Here is a 22,064-nt window from a genome sequence, read left to right on the forward strand (position 1 = left end):
GCGAAACGGCAGCCGAGCGGCTGCCGTGGCTGCGCCCGTCGCGAGCGCGGACGCGAATGGCGAATGGCGAACACCGGAAAGGCCCATGATGTGCTTCGGGCAGGGGCTCGGAACGCCGGCTCGCCCACGATCGGAAGGGACATGACCATGAAACGCGTGCTCGACTTCTCCTGTCGCTTCCTGGTCGCCCTGTCGCTGTGCGGCATCGGCAATGCGCTTGCCCTTGCGCCCGTGCTGATCACCCCGGGCCTGCCCGACGCGACGATGGGCGCGCCCTACAGCGCCACGCTGATGATCAGCGCGAGCCCGGCGCTGAGCGGTGCATCCGCGACCGGGCTGCCCGCCGGGATGACGGCAACCCACGACGGCAACGGCAACCTCCAGATTGGCGGGACACCCACGGCATCGGGGAATTTCACCGTGGCCATCGTGGCGACGAATGCGGGCGGAACGATCACGCCTTCGGTCGCGCTTCACGTGGACAGGTGGACGGACAACGTCGTGGCGGTGGCGGCGGGTTACGGGCACACCTGCGCGTTGGCCGCGGGCGGACTGCAATGCTGGGGCTCCAATGGCGAGGGCCAGCTCGGCAACGGGAACGCACTTCCCGCCGCAGGCCCGGTGACCGCGATCGCGGCGGGGGGCGGCGTGACGGCGGTATCGGCGGGTTACCAGCACACCTGCGCGGTCGTGGCGGGCGGCGTGAAATGCTGGGGCTCGAACGTATACGGCCAGCTCGGCGACAACAGCTTTTCGCCCCGCGCCACTCCTGTGATCGCGATCGCGGCGGGCACCGGCGTGACCGCCATCTCGGCGGGCGCCGGTCACACCTGCGCAGTGGTCACGGGCGGAGTGCAGTGCTGGGGCTGGAACGGCAACGGCCAGCTCGGCGACAACAGCACCACCGACAGCCCGTTCCCCGTGACCGCGATCGCCCCGGGGAGCGGCGTGACTGCGGTGGCCACGGGCGGCAATCACTCCTGCGCGCTGCTCGCGGGCGGGGTGCAATGTTGGGGCGAAAACACCCACGGCCAGCTCGGCAACGGCAGCACCACCGACAGCCCCGCTCCGGTGACCGCGATCGCGGCGAGCGGCGGTGCGACAGCCGTGGCGACGGGTGCCGGTCACACCTGTGCGCTCGTCTCAGGCGGGGTGAAGTGCTGGGGCTGGAATGTCGCCGGCCAGCTAGGCGACAACAGCACGACCGACAGCCCCGTTCCGGCAATTGCGATCGCCGCGGCAAGCGGCGCGACTGCCCTGGGCGCCGGCATGTTTCATAACTGCGCGGTCGTCGCTGGCGGAGTGCTGTGCTGGGGCGACAACTCTCAGGGCGCGCTCGGCGACCTCACGACGAGCCAGCGCCTCGTTCCCGCGATCTCGATCGCAACGGGGAGCGGCGCAACGGCAGTGGCGGGCGGCGGCAATCACACCTGCGCGGTCGTCGCGGGTGGAGTCAGGTGCTGGGGATATAGCGACTTCGGCCAGCTCGGCAACTTCAACGCGGCCAAGAGCCTCGTCCCGGTGACCGCGATCGCCGCGGGGAGTGGCGTATCGGCGGCGGCACCGGCGGCGGGCGAAACCCACACCTGCGTACTGCTATCGGGCGGGGTGAAATGCTGGGGCAGCAACAGCTCCGGGCAGCTTGGCAACGGCGGTACCGACCAGAGCATCGCTCCGGTGACCGCGATCGCGGCGGGAGGCGGCGCCACGGCCGTCGCGGCGGGCAACGCGCATACCTGCGCCGTAGTCGCCGGCGGAGTGCAGTGCTGGGGCATGAACCTCAGGGGCCAGCTCGGTAACAACAGCACGACCGACAGCACGATTCCGGTGAACGCGATCGCCGCGGGAAGCGGTGTCACGGCGGTGCGCGCCGGTGGCTACCATAGCTGTGCGGTCGTCTCCGGCGGGGTGCAATGCTGGGGTTGGAACAGCGACGGCCAGCTCGGCGACGGCGGCACGACCGACAGCCCCGTCCCGGTGATCGCAATCGCGGCAGGAAGCGGCGTGACGGCAGTTGCCGCGGGCCTCAACCATACATGCGCGATGGTCGCGGGCGGGGTGAAGTGCTGGGGAGGCGGCTTCCTGGGCCAACTCGGCGATGGCAGCATGAGTTTCAGCCTCGTTCCGGTGATCGCAATTGCGGCGGGAAGCGGCGCGACCGCGGTGGCGGCAGGCATTTACCACACCTGCGCACTGGTCGCGGGTGGGGTTCAATGCTGGGGCTACAACGCGTTCGGCGAGCTCGGCGACAACAGCTTGGTCCATAGCCCCGTGCCGGTGACTGCGATCGCGGCGGGGAGCAGTGCGACGGAGGTCGCGGCGGGCGGCAACCACTCCTGCGCCATTGTCGCGGGCGGGGTGAAGTGCTGGGGCATGGGCTTCTACGGCGCGCTCGGCACCGGCAGCGAAGCCGACAGCCTGCTTCCGGTGACCACGATGGCGTCGGGCAGCGGCGTGACGGCCATTGCGGCAGGCGGCAACCACACCTGCGCGGTGGTCGCGGGCGGAACAGTGTGCTGGGGTAGCAATCTCATGGGCCAGCTGGCCGATGGCAATACGTACGAGCGGCGCCATCACTTCGCGGCACTGCGGCTGTCGACGCTCACGACAGTCGTCACCAGCGCTTCGCCCAGCATTGCCGGCAGCCTCGTGACCTTCACGGCCACCGTGTCGGGCGGGGCTCCGACGGGATCGGTGCACTTCAAGAGCGACGGCGGCAACCTCCCCGGCTGCGGGGCGGTGGCGCTGTCGTCCCGCATCGCGCAATGCACCGTGATCTTCACGACGGCGGGCACCCGCACGATCACCGCGGAATTCGGCAGTGATGGCGTCAACCTATCCAGCATCGGCACGCTTGCGGGAGGGCAATCGGTGATCGCCCCGACGATCGTGATAACGCCTGCGACGTTGCCGGACGGCACTGTCGGGATCGCCTATCCCACGACCAACCTGGGCGCGAGCGGGGGAACGGCGCCTTACACGTTCGACGCCACTTCGGGCAGCGGGCCGGGCGGCCTCGACCTCACCGCGGACGGCGTGGTGAGCGGCACTCCCGATTCGGCCGGCACGTTCAACTTCACCTTGACCGCCACCGATGCCTACGGCTTCACCGGCTCGCGGGCGTACGCCCTCACCGTCTCGCTGGCTCCGCAGACGATCGTCTTCGGGACCGCGCCTGTCATCACCATCGGCGGCACGGGAACCGTGAGCGCCACGGCGAGTTCGGGCCTCGCGGTCGCCTACTCGGTTGCGCCAGGTTCCGCGACCGTGTGTTCGGTGAACCCGGCCACCGGCCTCGTCTCGGGCCTCACCGTGGGCTCGTGCACCATCGCGGCCGACCAGACGGGCAACGCCACGTTCGGTCCCGCGCCACAGGCCACGCAGACCTTCCCGATATCCGCCCTCGTCAACTCCCTGAGCGTCGGCAAGACGGGCAGCGGGACCGGAACCGTGGCATCGACCTCTCCGCTCTCGCCCACGATCAGTTGCGGCGCCACCTGCTCGGCCGACTTCAACGCCGGCGTGGTGGTGGTGCTCCTGGCTACGCCGGATCCGGGCTCGGTCTTCGCCGCCTGGACCGGCTGCGCGGCGCCCTCGGGCAACCAATGCACGATGACCATGAATGCACCGGCGTCCGTGACCGCGAGTTTCAATATCGCGGGGTCGAATCCCTCCTTCCCCGATTTCAACGCCGACGGCAAGCCCGACATCATCTGGTCGAACACGGCCAACGGGGCGACCTACGTCTGGCGCATGAACGGCACCGCCCTGCTCTCGGATTCCTTCTACGCCACGATCGATCCGAGCTGGAAGATCCAGGGCGTGGCCGACTTCAATGGCGACGGCCACCCGGACATCGTCTGGCGCAATACCGTCAACGGCAACTGCTACGTCTGGTACACGGTGAACGGGGTCTTCACCGGAACGGACGCGTTCCTCTTCTCGCTGCCGCCCGAGTGGGTGATCCAGGGCGTCGCTGACTTCAACGGCGACGGCCACCCCGATTTCCTGATGCGCAACGTGGTGAGCGGCAACGCCTTCGCGTGGTTCTTCAACAACGACGTGGCCATCGGCGACCAGTTCTTCTTCAACGTCGATCCCTCGTGGAAGGTAGAAGGCGTTGCCGATCTCAACGCCGACGGCCAGCCCGACCTGCTCTTCCGCAACATGGCCTCGGGCCTGGGCTTCGCGTGGAACACGCAGTTCGCGGCCGGCACGCTCTCGCTGTCGACCTCGAGCCCGTCGATCTTCGGCATCGACCCGGTGTGGGAGGTGGTGCAGATCGCCGACTGGAATGGCGACGGGAAACCGGATCTTCTCTTCAGGAACGCCGCGACGGGCCTCGTCTTCGTGTGGTACCTGGACGGAATCGCGCTCGCCGGCAGCGACTACGTCACGCAGATCGACCCTTCCTGGGAGATCGTGCCGAGACGGTAGGTTGCCGGGCCTGCTGCTAGACTCGTCTTCCCGTCGACTCGGATAGCGCGATGCCGTGAGCGAGGAGGGCACGAGAAGGGGCTTTCTGGCAGGGGCATTCGCGGCGCTGGGCAGCGCCCAAGCGCTTGCCAGCCCCGCGAGCGCGGTTGTCCCGCCTCGCGAGGCCACCCGGCGGAACCCGATCATCGACGTCCTCGCGTTCGGCGCGGAGGGCGACGGCAAGGTGGATGACACGGCGGCCTTTCGCGCCGCGCTTCTCGCCGCGGCAGGGCGCTCGCTCCTCGTGCCGACACCGAAGGTCGCCTATCGCATCACGGGAACGCTGCGTGTCTCCGAAGGCACGATGCTCGTGGGCGAATCGCGCTACGCCACCCGCATTCGCCTCGATGCAGACTTCCCGCTCATCTCGCTTGGCGCCTGGGCCGGGCTGGTGAGCCTGCACCTCGACGGCAATGGCCGCGCCGGCGTCGGCGTGTCGATGACCGGAACGGAGGGCCAACAATTCGTCGAGAACTGCCGCATCACCGATTTCGGCGCGCCCTGCCTGCATTTTTCCCTGGGCGCAGGGTCCGGTTTCAGCTGCGCTTCCGCGCTCGCCTACAGGCGCGACGGCAGGCCGGGCGGCGGGAGGGCCGCCATCGTGATCGAGGATGCCGTACAGCTCCACGCGGTGCCCCGGAAGTTCGTCAACCTCGAGACCGGCGGGCAATGCTCGTTCAGCTTCGGCGGCGGAAACAGCACGTACGTCGCCAACTCCTTCCTCTCGGACCTGGAGTACTCGCGCCACAGCACCGCGACCCTGATCACCAACTGCCGCATCGCGACGCCGACGCCGCTCGTGATCCGCGGCGGGCAGAACTGCGTCGTGGCATGCGACGTGTACCCCCGCGTGACGCTCGCCGAGGGCACGGGAGGCTGCGTCGTGGGGCCGAACAACTACAACAACCCGCCGGTGATCGACCAGTCCGGCAACAACCAGAATCTCATCTTCTGCCCCGACGTTCCGTATGCCCCGGAGCTGTCCAACACTTCAGGAACGGTAGCGCTTGGCAACGGCTCGATCACCGGCCGATGGAGTCGCCAGGGCAACGTCGTCTCCGCTGCCATTCGCCTCGTCACGGGAACGACCACTTTCCTCGGCTCGGGACGGCTGCGCTTTTCGCTTCCGCCGGGGATGGCGACGACAAACGCGATCCCCGCGCCCTGCGGACAGTTGCGCGTCGCCCATGGCGATGCCGTCGCTTGGGCGAACCTCTACCGCCCCGCCGGTGCGGCGTACGCCGAGGCCGAGCGAAGCGATGCAGCCCCCCTCCTCCCGGGCGGCTCCGCCGCGTGGCCGCCCGGCACGGTCTTCGACCTGTCGATTCGCCTTTCGCCCTAGTTCCGCGGTCAAGCGGCAATCGCGCGAAAGTCACGAACATTCCGCGAGATATTTGATCTAGATCAAATATCATCGAAATCGCTTCCGGGGATATTGAGCCAGGCCCACTCGAAGCGGATAAGTTTGTTCTCGTAGCCCCAAAGTCGCACGCCGGGGGAGAGAACAATAATGAGTTTGCGCACGCACTACGCCCTGCATAGCAGACGCGTATGACGCCCTTCAGTCGAGGGGCAATCCTGACTGCAGAGGACCTCCCTGTCGGAGCGCACTCCTTTGCTCCCGCTCGGCCACACCAGGAGATCGCTCGGTATCGGCTCGTCACGGGCCCGTCCTGCGATCCTCCATCACCGGCGCCCCCGGCATGCGTGGCGCGACGACTGAAGCCCCATCGGGAGACGACCAAGGAACGAGCCAAGGCGCGGCTCAACCTGGCAATCGGAATCGGGATCGCAGGCCATGGCAATGCCGGCGGTCGCGGCCGGCTCGAACAACCGCGCCTTGGGCGGCTCCGACTTCGTGATCCAGATCGACCCGAGCCGGGAGATCGTGCGGAGGCATTATGCCCCGCGCGCGTGACGCTCGCGTCACGCCTTCCGCTGTACAAGCCAATCTGGACGCGCTGGTTCGCCCGGCTGCCAAACGGCACGTCGACTCGAGCCATCGTCCCGCAAGGCCGGGAGCAACTCCGAATCGATTGGGGGAGAACAAGCAATGAAAAATCACGTGGCGCGCCGATTTCCGATGACCCTCTCGTTCCTGAAGGCTGCCGCTGTCGCGGCCACTCTTGCCGTGGCGGGCGCGATCGGATCCGCCCACGCCGTGACCCTGTCGGTCTCCCCGACGCCGGTCGGCGGCCGCGTGACCTCGTCCCCGGGATCGATCAACTGCGGCGGCAATCCGTCGCCGGGCGCGGTTTGCAGCAACAACTTCACCGCGGGCGTGTCGGTCTCGCTGACCGCGACGGCCGATGCGGGCTTCGCCTTCGTCAACTGGACGGGGTCCCTGGGCACCTCGACCGCGAACCCGCTGGTCTCGCCGATGCCGCCGTCGAACATCAGCGTCACGGCGAATTTCGCCCCCCTTTACGCCCTGTCGGTGAACTTTTCCGGCAGCACGGGAAGCGGCGGGGTCTCGACCTCGTCCGTCGGGACCCAGGGCGCGATCGCCTGCGGGACCGACCTGGCATTCGGATTCGTCTGCTCCTCGAGCTACGCTTCGGGGCGGAGCATCATCCTCACCACGACGACAAGCCCGGGCTCCGTGTTCGGGGGCTGGGGTGGCGCGTGCGCCGCGTTCGGCACGGCGGCCTCCTGCACCGTGGTGATGGATTCCGCGAAAAGCGTCACGGCGGTGTTCACGGCGAACACCCTCGCCGTCGCCAGGAGCGGCGCGGGCAGCGGCACGGTAACGTCCTCGCCCGCCGGCATCAACTGCGGATCCACGTGCTCGGCAAGCTTCAACGGAGGAACGGGCGTCACCCTGAGCGCGTCGCCTGCGGCCGGATCGGTCTTCACCGGCTGGAGCGGTGCGTGCTCGGGGTTTTCCTGCTCCCTCACGATGAACGGGCCCGCGAGCGTCACCGCGACATTCCTTCCGCTCTACGACCTGACCGCCTCGACGGCGGGCAGCGGAGAGGGATCGGTGTCGTCGTCGCCCGCCGGGATCGGCTGTTCGTCGAGCTGCACCGCGAGCTTCATGAGCGGCACCATCGTGAACCTGACCGCATCGCCCGCGGCCGGCTCCTCGTTCACCGGCTGGAGCGGGGCGTGTTCCGGCGGCGCGAATCCCTGCACGACCACGATGAGCGCGGCGAAGAGCGTGGTGGCGACCTTCACGGATCCACGCGCCCTCGTCACCCGGCGAGCGGGTCACACCGCGACCCTGCTCCACAACGGCAAGATCCTGATCGTCGGGGGCAGCCTCCTGCCGAACACGCCGCTCGCCCTGGAGACCTATCTCGCAAGCACCGAGCTCTACGATCCGGCCACGGGCATTTCCGCGCCGACGGGCAACCTCGCAACTGCAAGGGCCGGCCATACGGCGACCATGCTTTCGAACGGACGGGTGCTGGTCGCCGGGGGGGCGAACGGAACGACCGTGGCAGCGCAACTCTCGAGCGCGGAACTCTACGATCCCGCGACGGGATCGTGGTCACCAGCCGGCAACATGACCGCCGCCCGAAGCGGGCACACGGCCACGCTACTCGGACCGGGGCTAGCGCCGGCGCGCGGAAACCAGGGCTCGGGCAGCGGCCAGGTGCTGGCGGCGGGTGGCGTCGTGCGAAGCGGCGCTTCCAGCACGTACCTTGCGACGACGGAGACCTACGATCCGGCCACCAACTCATGGACCGCGGCGGGGCCGATGATCGCGGCCCGCACCGGGCACACGGCGAGCATCGTCGGGCTGGGCGGTGACGTCATCGTGGTGGGCGGCCGCAACGCCGGCGGCAAGCTGAACGGCGTCGAGCGGTTCAACCCGGGAACCCGGACCTGGTCGCCGATTGCCTCGCTTGCCACTGCGCGCAGCGAGCACACGTCCATGCTTTCCACCGCGAACCTGTTGACGGTCATCGGCGGCAATGGCACGTCGGGGCCCACGGGCACGGTTGAAGTCCTCAACCTGGCCAGCGGAGCCTGGGCCTCGGCGAATCCTCTCGTGTACGCCCGCGCGCAGCATTCGGCGGCGTTGTTGCCTTCCGGCGATATCGTGGTGATCGGCGGGGTCGGACCCGGGGGAGATTCCATCGCCCTCGCCCCCGAGAAAATCGACCCAACCGCCGGGCTCTGGGCACCGGCCGGCCCGGCCGGCGTGGCACGCTCCGGCCACACGTCGACGCTCCTGCCGTGGGGGCGTGTCGTGATCACGGGCGGCCTCGGCGCCGGCACGACGGCGCTCGCCACGGTCGAGCAGGCGAGCTACTCGAACGGGCAATGGGCCTCGCCGGCGTCGATGGCGATGGCCTGGGCGTCGCGGGGGCATGCGGCAGTGCTGACCGAATCGGGCAGCAGCGTGATGATCATCGGCGGCTACGCGCAGACAACTCCAGGCGTGTGGGCGGCCAACAGGAACTGCACCGCCTTCGACCCGGTGGCCAATACGGGAACCGGCCCGAACATGATGATCAGCCCCCGGCTGCACCACACGGCCACGCGGTTGCCCAACGGGTGGGTCCTCGTGGTGGGTGGCGAAGACAACTTCGAGCTTACCAACGAGCTCTATTCGCCGACGGAAAACAAGTGGTACAGCTCGAGTAACCTCGTCCATCGCTCGGGGCACACCGCGACGATGCTCGCCGACGGCCGGGTCCTGATCGCGGGCGGTTTCGGGTCCACGCAGGCGGCCACGAACGCGCAGATCTACGACTACGCGAGCGGCGTCACCGACTTGGGGCCCATGCCATCTCTCCGGAGGCACCACACGGCCACCCTCCTCATGGACGGCCGGATCCTGCTCGCGGGCGGCAACAACGGCGCTTCGACTGTCGCGACTGCCGAGGCCTTCTCGCAGAACATGGACTCTCTGACTCTGTCGGATGTCGGGAGCCTCGCGACGGCTCGCGAGGGACACACCGCGACGCTACTTCACAACGGGAAGGTCCTGGTGGCCGGGGGTGGTACCGCCACGGCGGAGCTGTTCGACCCGGCGACGAACTCATGGAGCGCCGCGGCTCCCATGGCCAGCATCCGCTCGAACCACACCGCGACGCTCCTGCCGGACGGGCGGGTCCTCGTCACGGGCGGTTTCAACGGCTCGTACCTGAATTCCGCGGAGATCTACGACCCCTGGCGCGACGCGTGGTCGAGCGCGGGGACGATGTCCGCGGCACGCTCCGAACACACGGCGACGCTTGTCGCCGACGGGAGCGTGCTCCTGGTCGGCGGCTGGAACGGGACGGCGCCTGAGACAGCCCCGGAGCGGTTCCAGCTCTATCCCCAGCTCCTCGCAGGGTCGCGCCCGTTGCTCACGGTTTTCCAGCTTCAGTCAGGAGGCACGGGCGATGTCGTGATGGCCGATCCGGGCCGGACCCTCGACCTGGGAGCCTTAGGCGGCGGACCGTACTACTCCGTCCTCGAGGGCGGGGGCGGAGGCGGGAACGCGTCCGCGGCGAACTTCCCCGTCGTCCAAGTGACGCACCTCGACAGTGGCATGACCCGGTGGCTTCCCCTCGTATCCGGCGACAGGTTCTCGGACTACGGGATCAACGTCTCCGCTCTCGCGGACGCGGGCCTGCCCTACGGTCCTGCACTGGTCACCGTGCACGTGGGCGGCGTGCCAAGTTCCAGCGTGCAGCTGGTGCAGATGCCCGACGTGACTCTCACGTACTCCGTCCCAGGCCTTGGTTCCGCAGGGGGCACGATCACCATAGACCGTGATGGGGAGTGCGGTCCCCACTGCGCGCTGGTCGGATACCGGTCGAACGCGACACTCATCGCCAATCCGCAGACCGGTTCGGACTTCCTCTCGTGGGGCGGAATGTGCACCGGGACGGACACGCTTTGCATGACGCCTCGCCTCGACAGGAATCGGACCGTAATAGCGGAATTCAAGCTCCAGAATCGGGGCGTGACGATCGACGTTCCGATCGGTCCCGGCGCGATCTTCGCTGGAACAATGAATTGCGGCGTCGGCAGCGGGGCAAGCACGACTCCGGCCAGCTGCTCGGCGAGCGTGGAATACGGCACGATAGTCAATTTCGCGGCGAACCCCGTTGCCGGGTTCATCTTCCACCACTGGTCGGGAGATTGCGCAGGCACGGTGGGGCCCATTTGCTCCGTCACGGTGACCAATGACGTAGTAGTCGGAGCTGTCTTCTACCCGGCCATCGGGGTTCTAATCGTCTCGAAGACAGGCACCGGCGCGGGCTCGGTCGCCAGTGCCCCGGCGGGCGTCGACTGCGGTGCCACTTGCAGCGCGAACTTCTCCGGCGGCACTGTCGTGACGCTGACAGCCACGCCTTCGGCGGGCTCGGTGTTCGCGGGCTGGAGCGGCGCGGGATGTTCCGGCACCGGCACTTGCCAGGCATTGATGGACCAGAATCAGTTCGCGACCGCCACGTTCGACCCGATACCCGGGTTCGCGCTCACCGTCGCAAAGTCGGGATCGGGGGGTGGCACGGTCAGCTCGTCGCCGGCCGGGATCGACTGCGGCGCCACCTGCACGAATGGCTTCGCGAACGGCACCTCGGTCCTTCTCATCGCGACGCCGAACGCCTCTTCCTCCTTCACATCATGGACAGGCTGCGATTCCGTCGCGAGCAACCAGTGCACGGTTGTGGTGAATGCGGCGCGCAACGTGTCCGTCACGTTCAACGCAACTCCGGTGAACTACACCCTTACCGTAGTCCCCAATGGGACAGGAGCCGGCACGGTCACGAGCAACCCGGGCGCGATCAACTGCGGGGCGACCTGCTCCGACAGCTACGCGGCAGCCACGGTGGTGACCCTCACGGCGACGCCGGTCGCGGGATCGACTTTCGCCAACTGGACCAACTGTCCGGCGCCTTCCGCAAACACCTGCTCGGTGACGATGGGCGCTTCGACATTGGTGACCGCGACCTTCAATCTCGCGACCGCAGGCAACCCCGCGAAGCCCGACTTCAACGCCGACGGCAAGCCGGACATCATCTGGTCGAACACGGCCAACGGCGCCACTTACGTCTGGCGCATGAACGGGCCGGCCCTGCTTTCGGATTCCTTCTACGCCACGATCGATCCTTCGTGGAAGATCCAGGGTGTCGCCGACTTCAACGGCGACGGACATCCCGACATCGTCTGGCGCAACACCGCCAACGGCGCCTGCTACGTCTGGTACACCGTGAACGGGGTCTTCACCGGGACGGATGCGTTCCTCTTCAGCCTGCCGCCCGAATGGGTGATCCAGGGCGTGGCCGACTTCAACGCCGACGGCAAGCCCGACTTCCTGATGCGCAACGTGAACAGCGGCAACGCCTTCGCGTGGTTCTTCAACGACAACCTGCCCATCGGCGACCAGTTCCTCTTCAACGTCGACCCGAGCTGGAAGGTGGAGGCGGTGGGCGACGTGAACCTCGACGGGCAGCCCGATCTCCTCTTCCGGAGCACGACTTCGGGGCTCTCCTTCGCCTGGTACACGCAGTACGCCGGCAGCGTGCTGAGCCTGGGCGGTTCCAGCCCGATGATCTACTCCATCGACCCGGTGTGGGAGGTAGTGCAGCTCGCCGACTGGAACGGGGACGGGAAGCCAGACCTCCTCTTCCGCAACGCCGCCACGGGCCTGGTCTTCGTCTGGTACCTGGACGGCGTGACGCTCGGGGCGAGCGACTACGTCATCCAGATCGACCCCAGCTGGGAGATCGTGCCCCGACGTTGATCGTATTGCCGTCGTCCCGGGCCCGGCCCGGCCCGGGACGACGGCTTGTCCGCATTTCCGGCCGGATTCCGTTTGGGGAGGGGAGGACCCCCCAATCGGAGACGACCATGCTTTCCCCCAGCTGTTGCCGTGCCCTGTGCGCCTTCGGATGCGTTCTCGCCCTCGCCTTGCCTGCCGGAAGCTTCGCATCCTCGCCGGCGGAAGGCCCGATCCCGCCTTCCGCGGTAGGCTCGGCATCGATCGGCGCGCGCCACGGTTGCGCGATAACGTCCACCGGCGCGCTGCGCTGCTGGGGCGACAACTCGGAGGGCCAGCTGGGCGACGGCACGACCACGACCCGCGCCGCGCCGGTGCAGCTTGCGTTCACCGCCAGCCAGGTAGTGACTGGCAATGCGCACACTTGCGCCCTCTCCGGCGGGGCCGTGTCCTGCTGGGGCCGCAACACGCAGGGTCAACTGGGTGACGGCACCACGACCAGCCGCCCGACGCCCGCCCCGGTGCCCGGGCTGGCATCGACGTTCGTGCTGGCGATCGCGGCGGGCCACAACCATACCTGCGCCGTGATCTCCTTCGGCGCGATCCGCTGCTGGGGCCTCAACAGCCGCGGCCAGCTGGGCGACGGCGCGACCACCAGCAGCAGCACGCCGGTTTCCGTTCTCGGGACGGCGCGCTCGCTCGCGGGCGGCGCGGAACATACCTGCGCGAGGACCTTCGGCGACACCGTCCGCTGCTGGGGCCGCAACTCCGAAGGACAGCTGGGAGACAATACGACGGTCGACCGGCTCACGCCCGTCGACGTGCTGGAAGGCCAGGTGATGGGCGGGGTGCTGACCGTTTCCGCGGGCGGCTATCACAACTGCGTGACGGACCAGTTCGGCGGCATCAAGTGCTGGGGCTCGAACAGCAACGGCCAGATCGGCGACGGCACCACGACCAACCGCTCGATGGCGACCTATCCCGTGGCGCTCGGCGCCGACATGGTCTCGGTGGCGGCGGGAACCTATCATTCCTGCGGCGTGCAGCGCTACGGCACGACGTACTGCTGGGGCCTGAACCAGGCCGGCCAGCTGGGCGACGGCACCGAGACGCAGCGCCTCGAGCCCGTGGAGGTGAGCGGCATCGGCCAGGGCGGCAGCACGGTGCTCGCCGGGGACGCGCACAGCTGCGTCCATACGCGCCTCGACGGCCTGATGTGCATGGGGGGCAACCTCTCGGGCCAGCTGGGCGACGGCAGCTCCACCAGCCGCTCGCGGCCGGCCAACGTCGCGGGATTGGCGGGCGTCGCGACGATCAAGGCGGGGCTGCGCCACAACTGCGTCATCACGAGGGGCGGCAACCTCGCGTGCTGGGGCGAGGGCAGCTTCGGCAAGGTCGGCGACGGCACGACGACGGCGCGCGACAGGCCGAAGATGCTCGACGGCTACAGCGCCGCCGTCCTCTCGCTCGGCAGCAATCACGCCTGCACCTCCGGCCTGTGCTGGGGCGACAACGGCGGCGGCCAGTTCGGCAACGCCACGACGACGGGCAGCAGCGTTCCGGCGTTCCAGGGGCAGTTCGCCAACATCGCCGACATGGCCGCGGGCGAGCTCAGCACCTGCTCGATTTCGACGTCCGGCACGGTGCAGTGCTTCGGCAACAACGGCTTCGGCCAGCTGGGCGACGGCACGAACGCCAACCGCCTTTCGCCCGTGACGGTGTCGGGGCTCGCCGGCGGCGTGGCGGCGCTGTCCTCGGGGTCGTATCACGCGTGCGCCGTCACCATGGCGGGCGGCGTGAAATGCTGGGGCAGCGGCACCTCCGGTGAACTGGGCAACGGCGGGCTGGCCAACAGCAACGTCCCGGTCGACGTGACCGGGCTGTCCAGCGGCGTTTCCGCCGTCGCGGTGGGTGCCACGTTCAGTTGCGCCCTCACGAACGCGGGCGGCGTCAAGTGCTGGGGCACCGGCAACGTGGTGGGAGGCTTTGGCCTCACCCAGGCCACGCCGGTCGACATCGTCGGGCTCGGCAGCGGCGTCACCGCGCTGGGCGCCGGCCGCCTTCATGCCTGCGCACGACTGCTCACGGGCGAGGTGAAGTGCTGGGGCAGCAACACCTTCGGCCAGGTCGGCAACGGGACGACGAATCCGCAGAATACCCCGGTGAGCGTGGCGGGCATCACGACCGGCGCCGGCATCCTGGCGGCGGGCGACGAGCACACCTGCGTGCTCATGCTGGCGGGAACGGTGCAGTGCTGGGGCAACAACCCGGAAGGCCGCCTCGGCGACGGCACGACGACGCAGCGGCTCACGCCCGTTCACGCCGTGACGGCGCTCGACATCGCCCGGACGGGCAATGGAACGGTGGTCTCCGTGCCCCCTCTCCTTTCCTGCGGTGCGACGTGCACCGCGAACTTCCCGTTCGGCGGGCTGGTCCGCCTGATCGGGATGCCGGCCGTCAACACGCAGTTCACCGGATGGTCCGGCGGCGCGTGCTTCGGAACCGCGCCGTGCGACCTCACCGTGTACCGTCCCACGACCGTCGGCGCGGCTTTCCAGGCCGTGGCGGTGACGCCCTCCGACTTCAACGCCGACGGAAGGCCCGACATCATCTGGTCGAACACCGCGAACGGCGCCACCTACATCTGGCGCATGAACGGCACCGCCCTGCTCTCGGACTCCTTCTACGCCACGATCGACCCCTCGTGGAAGATCCAGGGCGTTGCGGACTTCAACGGTGACGGGCATCCGGACGTCGTCTGGCGAAACACCGCCAATGGCGCCTGCTACGTCTGGTACACCGTCAACGGGCTCTTTACCGGGACGGACGCGTTCCTCTTCTCGCTCCCCCCGGAGTGGGTGATCCAGGGCGTGGCCGACTTCAACGCCGACGGCAAGCCGGACTTCCTCATGCGCAATGCCGCGAGCGGCAACGCCTTCGCGTGGTTCTTCAACGACAACCTGCCCATCGGCGACCAGTTCCTGTTCAACATCGACCCGAGCTGGAAGGTGGAGGCGGTGGGCGACATCGACCTGGACGGGCAGCCAGACCTGCTCTTCCGAAGCACGACGTCGGGCCTCTCGTTCGCCTGGTACACGCAGTACGCAGGCAGCGTGCTGAGCCTTGGCGCATCGAGCCCGATGGTCTACTCCATCGACCCGGTGTGGGAGGTGGTGCAGATCGCCGACTGGAACGGCGACGGCAAGCCCGATCTCCTCTTCCGCAACGCGGCGACGGGCCTGGTCTTCGTCTGGTACCTCGATGGCGTCACCCTCGGCGCATCCGACTACGTGATCCAGATCGACCCCAGCTGGGAGATCGTGCCGAGAAGGTAATGCCCTCACCTCCGACCCCTCTCCTCAGGGGGAGGGGAGGAAGTCTCGCGATCACGCTACAATTCGCGGCCATGATCGACGATGCCCTGCTTTCACGGCCGCTCGCGTGGAAGGACGCCCAGTTCCTCCTGCGCGAGAAGGTCGAAATGATTCCCGACGAGTCGGACCCGGCGGGCGTCGAGATGGAGGTCGTGGAGGTCGCCGAGCGAGGCACTGCGGGCTCCATGCGGCAATTCTTCGTCGTGTTCCGGGGCCCCGCGGATCCCGTCTATCCCCAGCGCACGTACCGGTTCCGCCATCGGCAACTCGGCGACTACGCCTTCCTCGTCACGCCGATCGCGCGGACGGACGCGGGGACGGACTACGAAGCTTGCTTCTCCCATGCCGCATGAGGCGCCGGTACCCTCGATTCCGGGCTTGACGTTCCGGGAGTCGGAACCCGGCGACGAGGCCTTCCTGAAGGCGCTCTACCGCGGCACGCGCGAGCCCGAGCTCGACCTCACGGGTTGGCCCGAGCCGCAGAGGCAGGCCTTCGCGGACCAGCAATTCGCGCTCCAGGACCGCTACTACCGCGAGCACTACCGCGAGGCGGCCTTCCTCGTGATCGAGCGGGCGGGCGAGCGCATCGGGCGCCTGTACCTGCACCCGTCGCAGGCCGAGCTTCGCGTGATGGATATCTCGTTGGCGCCTCCGCACCGCAGTGCGGGGCTCGGCACCGCGATCATGGGGGCCATCCAGGAAGAAGCTGCGCGCCGGGGCGCGGCGGTGACGCTGCACGTCGAGATGTTCAACCGTGCGCGCGATCTCTACGCGCGCCTGGGCTTTCGCGAGGAGGCCCTCGACGGGATCTACTACCGACTGCGCTGGGATCCGCCCGTCACGGGCGGTTGAAGACCGCCTCGACCACACGCCCCTCGGCGTCGTTCGGGCTCACGAAGAGCGTGAAGCGGCCGAGCCGCGCGTGACTCACGCGATAGCTCTCCTGGGCGATCGCGCCTTTCGCCTCGGGCTCGAACAGGAGCCTGAACGTGCCTTCGCCGTCGAGCGTCGCCCCTCCCTGCGCCAGCCCTTCGATGCGCACGAGCTTCGCCGGCATCGCCTCGAAGGGCCCGCCTTCGAACAGGAATTCGTCCCCCACGCAGGGCAGGAACGTCGATCGGGTGAGTTGCCCCGAGGATGCGGCGCGCGCGGTGGCCGTCGACACCAGGCCCGCGGCCGCTGCAGCCGGTGCGAGACCGGCGAACTGGAGGAACGCGCGACGATTCGAAGCCATGGCATCTCCCGCCCGTTGGACGACACTCGATGAGCGGGCATTGTAGAGCGGTTTTCGCGAGCCAAGGAAGCCATCCGGAACATTCATTGGACGACACCCCGGCACCGAGCTAGTATCGTTTCTTCCGCGATCGCGCGTCGGGCGATCGCTCTTCAACCTGGGGATCCGGCATGTCTCAACCCTACATAGGCGAGATCCGCCTCTTCGCGGGCAACTTCGCCCCCGTCGGCTGGTCGTTCTGCGAAGGGCAGACGCTTGCCATCGCGGAGAACGACGTCCTGTTCAACCTCATCGGAACGACCTACGGCGGGGATGGCCAGGTCACCTTCAACCTGCCGGACTTGCGCGGCCGAATCCCGCTGCACATGGGCACGGGCGCCGGGCTTTCTACCCGCACCATCGGCGAATTGTCGGGCACGGAGAGCGTGACGCTCTCCGTCGTCCAGATGCCGACCCACAACCATCAGGCACTTGCCTCGACCGGCTTGGGCCACCTGTCGGAGCCGGAAGGGGCCGTGCCGGCCGCGCACCGCGATTTCCCGGTCTACGATGCGGCGGCGACCACCACGATGGGCGCGGCCGTCCAAGTCGCCGGGGGAAGCCAGCCGCACGAGAACATGCCGCCCTACCTCTGCGTGAGCTTCATCATTTCGCTCTACGGCGTCTACCCGTCGACCAACTGACGACCATGTCGACTCCCTTCATTTCCGAGATCAAGATCTTCGCGTTCGGCTTCGCTCCCAAGGGCTGGGCGACTTGCAGCGGCCAGACCCTCGCCATCGCCCAGAACCAGGCGCTCTTTTCGCTGCTCGGGACCACCTACGGCGGCAACGGCCAGACGACATTCCAGCTTCCCAACCTGCAGGGGCGCGGCCCGGTGCACTTCGGCTTTGGCGCCGGCCTTTCGGCGAAAACGCTGGGGGAACGAAGCGGGGAGGAAGCGCACACGCTCATCATTTCCGAAATGCCCCAGCACGTGCACGCGGTGGGCGTGGTGAACCGGCCGGGAACCCAGGTGAGTCCGGCATCGAACCACCTCGCGTCCCATCGCGGCGGATACGCGGCATCCGGAAATGCGGTGTTCAGTCCCGCTGCCAACGCGAACACCGGAGGATCGCAGCCGCACAACAACATGCCGCCGTACCTGGTCCTCAATTTCTGCATCGCGATGCAGGGGATCTTCCCCTCGCAAAACTAGGGATCCCCATGTCCGACCAATTCGTCGCCGAGATCCGCATCCTCGCCTGCAACTTCCCCCCCAAGGGCTGGGCCTTCTGCAACGGACAGCTGATACCGATCTCGCAGAACACGGCGCTGTTCTCCCTGGTGGGCACCTTTTACGGCGGAGACGGGAAGACCACGTTCGCCCTGCCCGACCTCCAGGGGCGCTTCCCGATGCACCCGCACCAGGGGCCGGGGCTGACGGACAGGGTCCTCGGCGAGACCGGCGGACAGGAAGGCGTCGCGCTGCTCTCGAGCGAAATGCCCCAGCACACGCACACCCTCATGGGCGGGACGGGCACGCCCCAGCAATCGCCGTCGGGCAATGTCCCGGGCCAGTCTCCCGCGAAAAGCTACCACCCGGGACCGGCGACGGCGAGCAACTTCGACCTGCTGCAGCCGGCGGGAGGTGGCGCGCCTCACAACAACATGCCTCCGTACCTGGTCCTCAATTTCTGCATCGCGCAGCAGGGCATCTTCCCGGCGCGCTCGTGACCGATTCCCCCGTGAATCTTGGAGAGCTCCATGCGTAGGCTTCACGCCGGACTCGCCGTCGCCCTCCTCGCCTGCTCGACGGCCTGCCTCGCGGCGCCGGATACGCGCCTCGTGGCGAAGTCGCTCGCGAGCCGCGGCGACCGCTTCATCCAGGCGCCGGCCTCCCGGGCAGGCGATCGCTTCGTCAACATGGCCTCCGATATGGCGGTCGTCTACGACGCGGGAGCCATCGAAGTGCGGCCGCGCGACGCCTCGCATTCGAGCCTGGACAAGTCCCAGGCGCGGCCCGCGTTGCGCTACGAGTTCGCCGCGGCGAACCCGTCGAGTCCCCAGGGGCTCGACGATTCCGGCGTCACCTACAACTTCCTCGTGGGCGCGCGGGAGAACTGGGCCACGGGCCTGAAGAGCTACGCGCACGTCGCCTATCGCGGCCTGTGGCCCGGGATCGAGGCCACCTACTCCGGCGACTCGGGCATCATCAAGTACCACTTCGACGTGGCCGCCGGCGCCGACGCGAGGCGAATCGCCTTCATCGTGCGCGGCGCGGACGACGCCCGCATCACGGAGGACGGCGCGGTCGAATGGATTGTCGGCGGCAAGCGCTTGCGCGACGAGAGGCCGGTGGCCTTCCAGAGCACAGCCAAGGGCGACGCCATCGTGCCGGCCTCGTTCACGCTCGCCCCCGCGGGCCCCGGCGCGTGGCGGCTCGCCTTCGAATTGGGCGACTACGACCGCGAGAAGGCGCTCACGCTCGACCCGGCATGGACCGCGTTCTCGGGCCTCGTGGGCGGAAACGCCTCCGACCAGGTGTATGGCGTGGCGCGCGATGCCTCGGGCAACGCCTACGCGTGCGGCGCTACCGCCTCGACCGACCTTCCCACGCTCTCGGCTTATGACGGTGGCGCCAACGGATCGGACGATGCCTTCCTCGTCAAGTTCAACGCCGCCGGCACGCCGCAGTTCGTGACCTATTTCGGCGGCTCGGGATTCGACGCTTGCACCGGCATCGCGATCAACGCCGCGGACGGCTCGATCCACGTGGCGGGCGGCACGACCTCCACGAATTTCCCTTTCAGCGGAACGGGGGACGCCGCGTTCAGGCGCGCCAAGTCGACGGGCGACCGCGACGCCTTCGTGGCGAAGTTCGGCGCGGCCGGCAACACGCTCGCCTATGCCGGCGTGATCGGCGGCATCGACGACGACCAGGCGATGGCCATCGCTCTCGACAGCGCCGGCCGTGCCTACGTGACGGGATACACGAACGGAACGAGTTTCCCGTTCGTCACGGGCCCCGGGGCGTTCACCGGCTGCGTCATGTGCGCCTTCGTCGCCCGGATCGGCGCCACCGGCGTCGCGACGGAATACGCCGGGTCCTTCCTCGGCAACGGCACCGTCCAGGCGGGACGCGGGATCGCGGTCGCCGCGGACGGCAGCGCGTACGTGGTGGGCGAGACCAACGCGACGACCGGGCTTCCCGCGATGGCCGGCACGTTCCGCACGACCGCGGGCAACGGCGACGGCGACGGATTCGTCTCCAAGGTGAGCCCCGCCGGCACCTCGTCGTACTTCACGATCCTCGCGGGCGTGGCCACGGGCGCCCAGACGGGCGTCGATCGCGCCCTTGGCGTTGCGATCGATTTCGACGGCACGATCCTCGTGGTCGGCGAGACCGACTCCGGCAGCTTCCCCGCCAACAATGCCGGAACGCAGCAGGGCGCGTCGACCGGCTTGCAGGGAGCGCCGTCGGGGAACATGGACGGCTTCATCGTCCGCCTCGCCGGGGACGCCTCCGCCGTGAGCGCGCGCAGCTATGTCGGCGGCTCGCGCTTCGATACCGTGGAGGGCGTCGCGGTCGATGGCGCGGGCGGCGTGTACGTCGCCGGGACCACTTCCAACACCAACGGCGCGGGAGGTGGCACGAACGGCTTTCCCGCGATCGCGACCACGGGACTGAGCGTCACGAATCTCGGCCAGCAGGACGGCTTCCTCGCGCGCGTCCTCAGCAGCGCCGCGCCGACCTTCGCGGGGTTCGCGGGCGGCGCCTCGAGCGACGCGATGCACGCCATCGCCGCCACGCCGGACCGCATTCTCTCGCTCGGCGGAGCCACGGCCGCGACCAGCGGCCTCCCGAACACGACTACCGGCGCGCTCTCCGGCGGCGCGAGCGCCTCCAACGGCGTCGTGCTCCGCGTGAATCCCTTCGGCCCACCCGCCACGCTGTCCCTCGTCTCGGGCACCCCGCAGTCGGCGACCGTGAACGCGGCCTTCGGAGCGCCGCTGACGGTGAAGCTCGCCGATGTGGACGGCATCGGACTCGAGGGCGTGAGCGTGACGTTCACCGCCCCGGCCTCGGGCGCCTCCGCAAGCCTTTCGCCGGCCGCGACGGTCTCGACGGACTCCTCGGGCATCGCGCAAGTCTCCGTCACCGCGAACGCGACGGGCGGTGGCCCGTACAACGTCGTGGCCTCTTCCGCGGGCGTGGCCTCCGTCAACTTCGCCCTCACCAACAACAAGCTGGGCCAGGCGATCACGTTCCCGGCGGTGACGGCGCCGCGCTTCGTCGCACTGGGAGCGTTCGGCGTTTCCGCCTCGGCCACCTCGGGCCTGGCGGTCTCGTTCTCCTCCGCGACGGCGGGCATCTGCACCGTCGCCGGAACGACCGTCACCATGGTGGCCGCCGGCACGTGCACGATCGTGGCAAGCCAGGCAGGCGACCCCACCTACAATTCGGCGACGCCCGTCCCGCAGGACATCGCCCTCGTCGCCACGGCCCTGCCCGTCGACTTCAACCGCGACGGCAAGCCCGACATCCTGTGGCGCAACACGGCGAACGGCGCCACCTACATCTGGCACATGAACGGGACGGCCTTCGTCCCGCCCGACCAATTGCTCGCGTCGCTGGATCCCTCGTGGACGCTGCAGGGCGTCGCCGACTTCAACGGGGACGGCCACCCGGACGTTGTCTGGCGCAATTCGGCCACGGGCGACTGCTTCGTCTGGTATTTCGTGAACGGCGTCTTCACCGGGACGGATGCTTTCCTCTTCAGCCTGCCGCCCGAGTGGGTGATCCAGGGGGTCGCGGACTTCAACAAGGATGGCAAGCCCGATTTCCTGATGCGCAACGTGGTGAGCGGGAACGCCTTCGTGTGGTACTTCGACAACGCCAGCCCGATCGGCGACCAGTTCCTGGTCAGCATCGATCCCACGTGGAAAGTGGAAGCGGTGGGCGACATCGACCTCGACGGGCAGCCGGACCTGCTCTTCCGCAGCACGGTCTCGGGTCTCGCGTTCGCGTGGAACACGCAGTACAGCGGCGGCGTCCTGAGCCTGGGCGCGTCGAGCCCGATGATCTTCGCCGTCGACCCGGTGTGGGAGGTGGTGCAGCTGGCGGACTGGAACGGGGACGGGAAACCCGACCTGCTCTTCCGCAACGCGGCGACGGGTCTCGTCTTCGTCTGGTACCTCGACGGCGTCACCCTGGGCGCCTCCGACTTCGTGTTCCAGATCGATCCCAGCTGGGAAATCGTGCCGAGGCGGTAGGGCCCGAGCAAGGCCCCGGGGTCCGGGCCCTGCACGGCCTCCGCCCCGGAAAACCTCG

General features: G+C 68.5%; 11 protein-coding genes. 10 read left to right on the forward strand and 1 reads right to left on the reverse strand.

Annotation, left to right across the window (positions count from 1 at the left end):
* Window positions 1–147 precede the first annotated feature (147 nt).
* The 6 genes from IPP91_05030 (at window position 148) to IPP91_05055 (ending at window position 16,368) form a co-directional block, all read left to right on the forward strand.
* Complete coding sequence (locus IPP91_05030; protein ID MBL0141427.1) at window positions 148–4,437, forward strand: VCBS repeat-containing protein; 4,290 nt, start codon at window positions 148–150, stop codon at window positions 4,435–4,437.
* A 55-nt stretch (window positions 4,438–4,492) separates the two neighbouring features.
* Window positions 4,493–5,818, forward strand: a complete 1,326-nt coding sequence (locus IPP91_05035; GenBank protein MBL0141428.1) for a hypothetical protein — start codon at window positions 4,493–4,495, stop codon at window positions 5,816–5,818.
* Window positions 5,819–6,529: 711 nt separating this feature from the next.
* The gene (locus tag IPP91_05040; protein ID MBL0141429.1) at window positions 6,530–12,166 is read left to right on the forward strand and encodes a VCBS repeat-containing protein; all 5,637 of its coding nucleotides are present in this window, start codon (window positions 6,530–6,532) and stop codon (window positions 12,164–12,166) included.
* Window positions 12,167–12,273: 107 nt separating this feature from the next.
* Window positions 12,274–15,477, forward strand: coding sequence for a VCBS repeat-containing protein (locus tag IPP91_05045; protein MBL0141430.1), 3,204 nt, complete (start codon window positions 12,274–12,276; stop codon window positions 15,475–15,477).
* 71 nt (window positions 15,478–15,548) lie between these two features.
* On the forward strand, window positions 15,549–15,869 hold the full coding sequence (locus tag IPP91_05050) for a hypothetical protein (protein ID MBL0141431.1): 321 nt from the start codon (window positions 15,549–15,551) through the stop codon (window positions 15,867–15,869).
* The gene (locus IPP91_05055; GenBank protein MBL0141432.1) at window positions 15,859–16,368 is read left to right on the forward strand and encodes a GNAT family N-acetyltransferase; all 510 of its coding nucleotides are present in this window, start codon (window positions 15,859–15,861) and stop codon (window positions 16,366–16,368) included. Before IPP91_05050 ends, IPP91_05055 begins: the two co-directional genes overlap by 11 nt.
* On the opposite strand, the gene IPP91_05060 is transcribed toward IPP91_05055, so the two are convergent.
* On the reverse strand, window positions 16,355–16,750 hold the full coding sequence (locus tag IPP91_05060; GenBank protein ID MBL0141433.1) for a hypothetical protein: 396 nt from the start codon (window positions 16,748–16,750) through the stop codon (window positions 16,355–16,357). The genes IPP91_05055 and IPP91_05060 overlap by 14 nt on opposite strands.
* 170 nt (window positions 16,751–16,920) lie before the next feature.
* Between IPP91_05060 and IPP91_05065 the strand changes: the two genes are divergently transcribed.
* The 4 genes from IPP91_05065 to IPP91_05080 are packed head-to-tail and all read left to right on the forward strand — an operon-like array spanning window position 16,921 to window position 22,006.
* Complete coding sequence (locus tag IPP91_05065; GenBank protein MBL0141434.1) at window positions 16,921–17,433, forward strand: phage tail protein; 513 nt, start codon at window positions 16,921–16,923, stop codon at window positions 17,431–17,433.
* Window positions 17,434–17,438: 5 nt separating this feature from the next.
* Window positions 17,439–17,948, forward strand: a complete 510-nt coding sequence (locus tag IPP91_05070) for a phage tail protein (GenBank protein ID MBL0141435.1) — start codon at window positions 17,439–17,441, stop codon at window positions 17,946–17,948.
* 8 nt (window positions 17,949–17,956) lie between these two features.
* A complete protein-coding gene (locus IPP91_05075; GenBank protein ID MBL0141436.1) occupies window positions 17,957–18,466 on the forward strand; it encodes a phage tail protein in 510 nt (169 codons plus the stop codon).
* Window positions 18,467–18,496: 30 nt separating this feature from the next.
* Window positions 18,497–22,006 carry a VCBS repeat-containing protein gene (locus tag IPP91_05080; protein MBL0141437.1) on the forward strand — a complete coding sequence of 1,170 codons (3,510 nt, stop codon included), beginning with the start codon at window positions 18,497–18,499 and terminating at the stop codon, window positions 22,004–22,006.
* The last annotated feature ends 58 nt before the right edge of the window (window positions 22,007–22,064 follow it).

The sequence above is a fragment of the Betaproteobacteria bacterium genome, assembly GCA_016720855.1.
GTDB lineage: Bacteria > Pseudomonadota > Gammaproteobacteria > Burkholderiales > Usitatibacteraceae > FEB-7.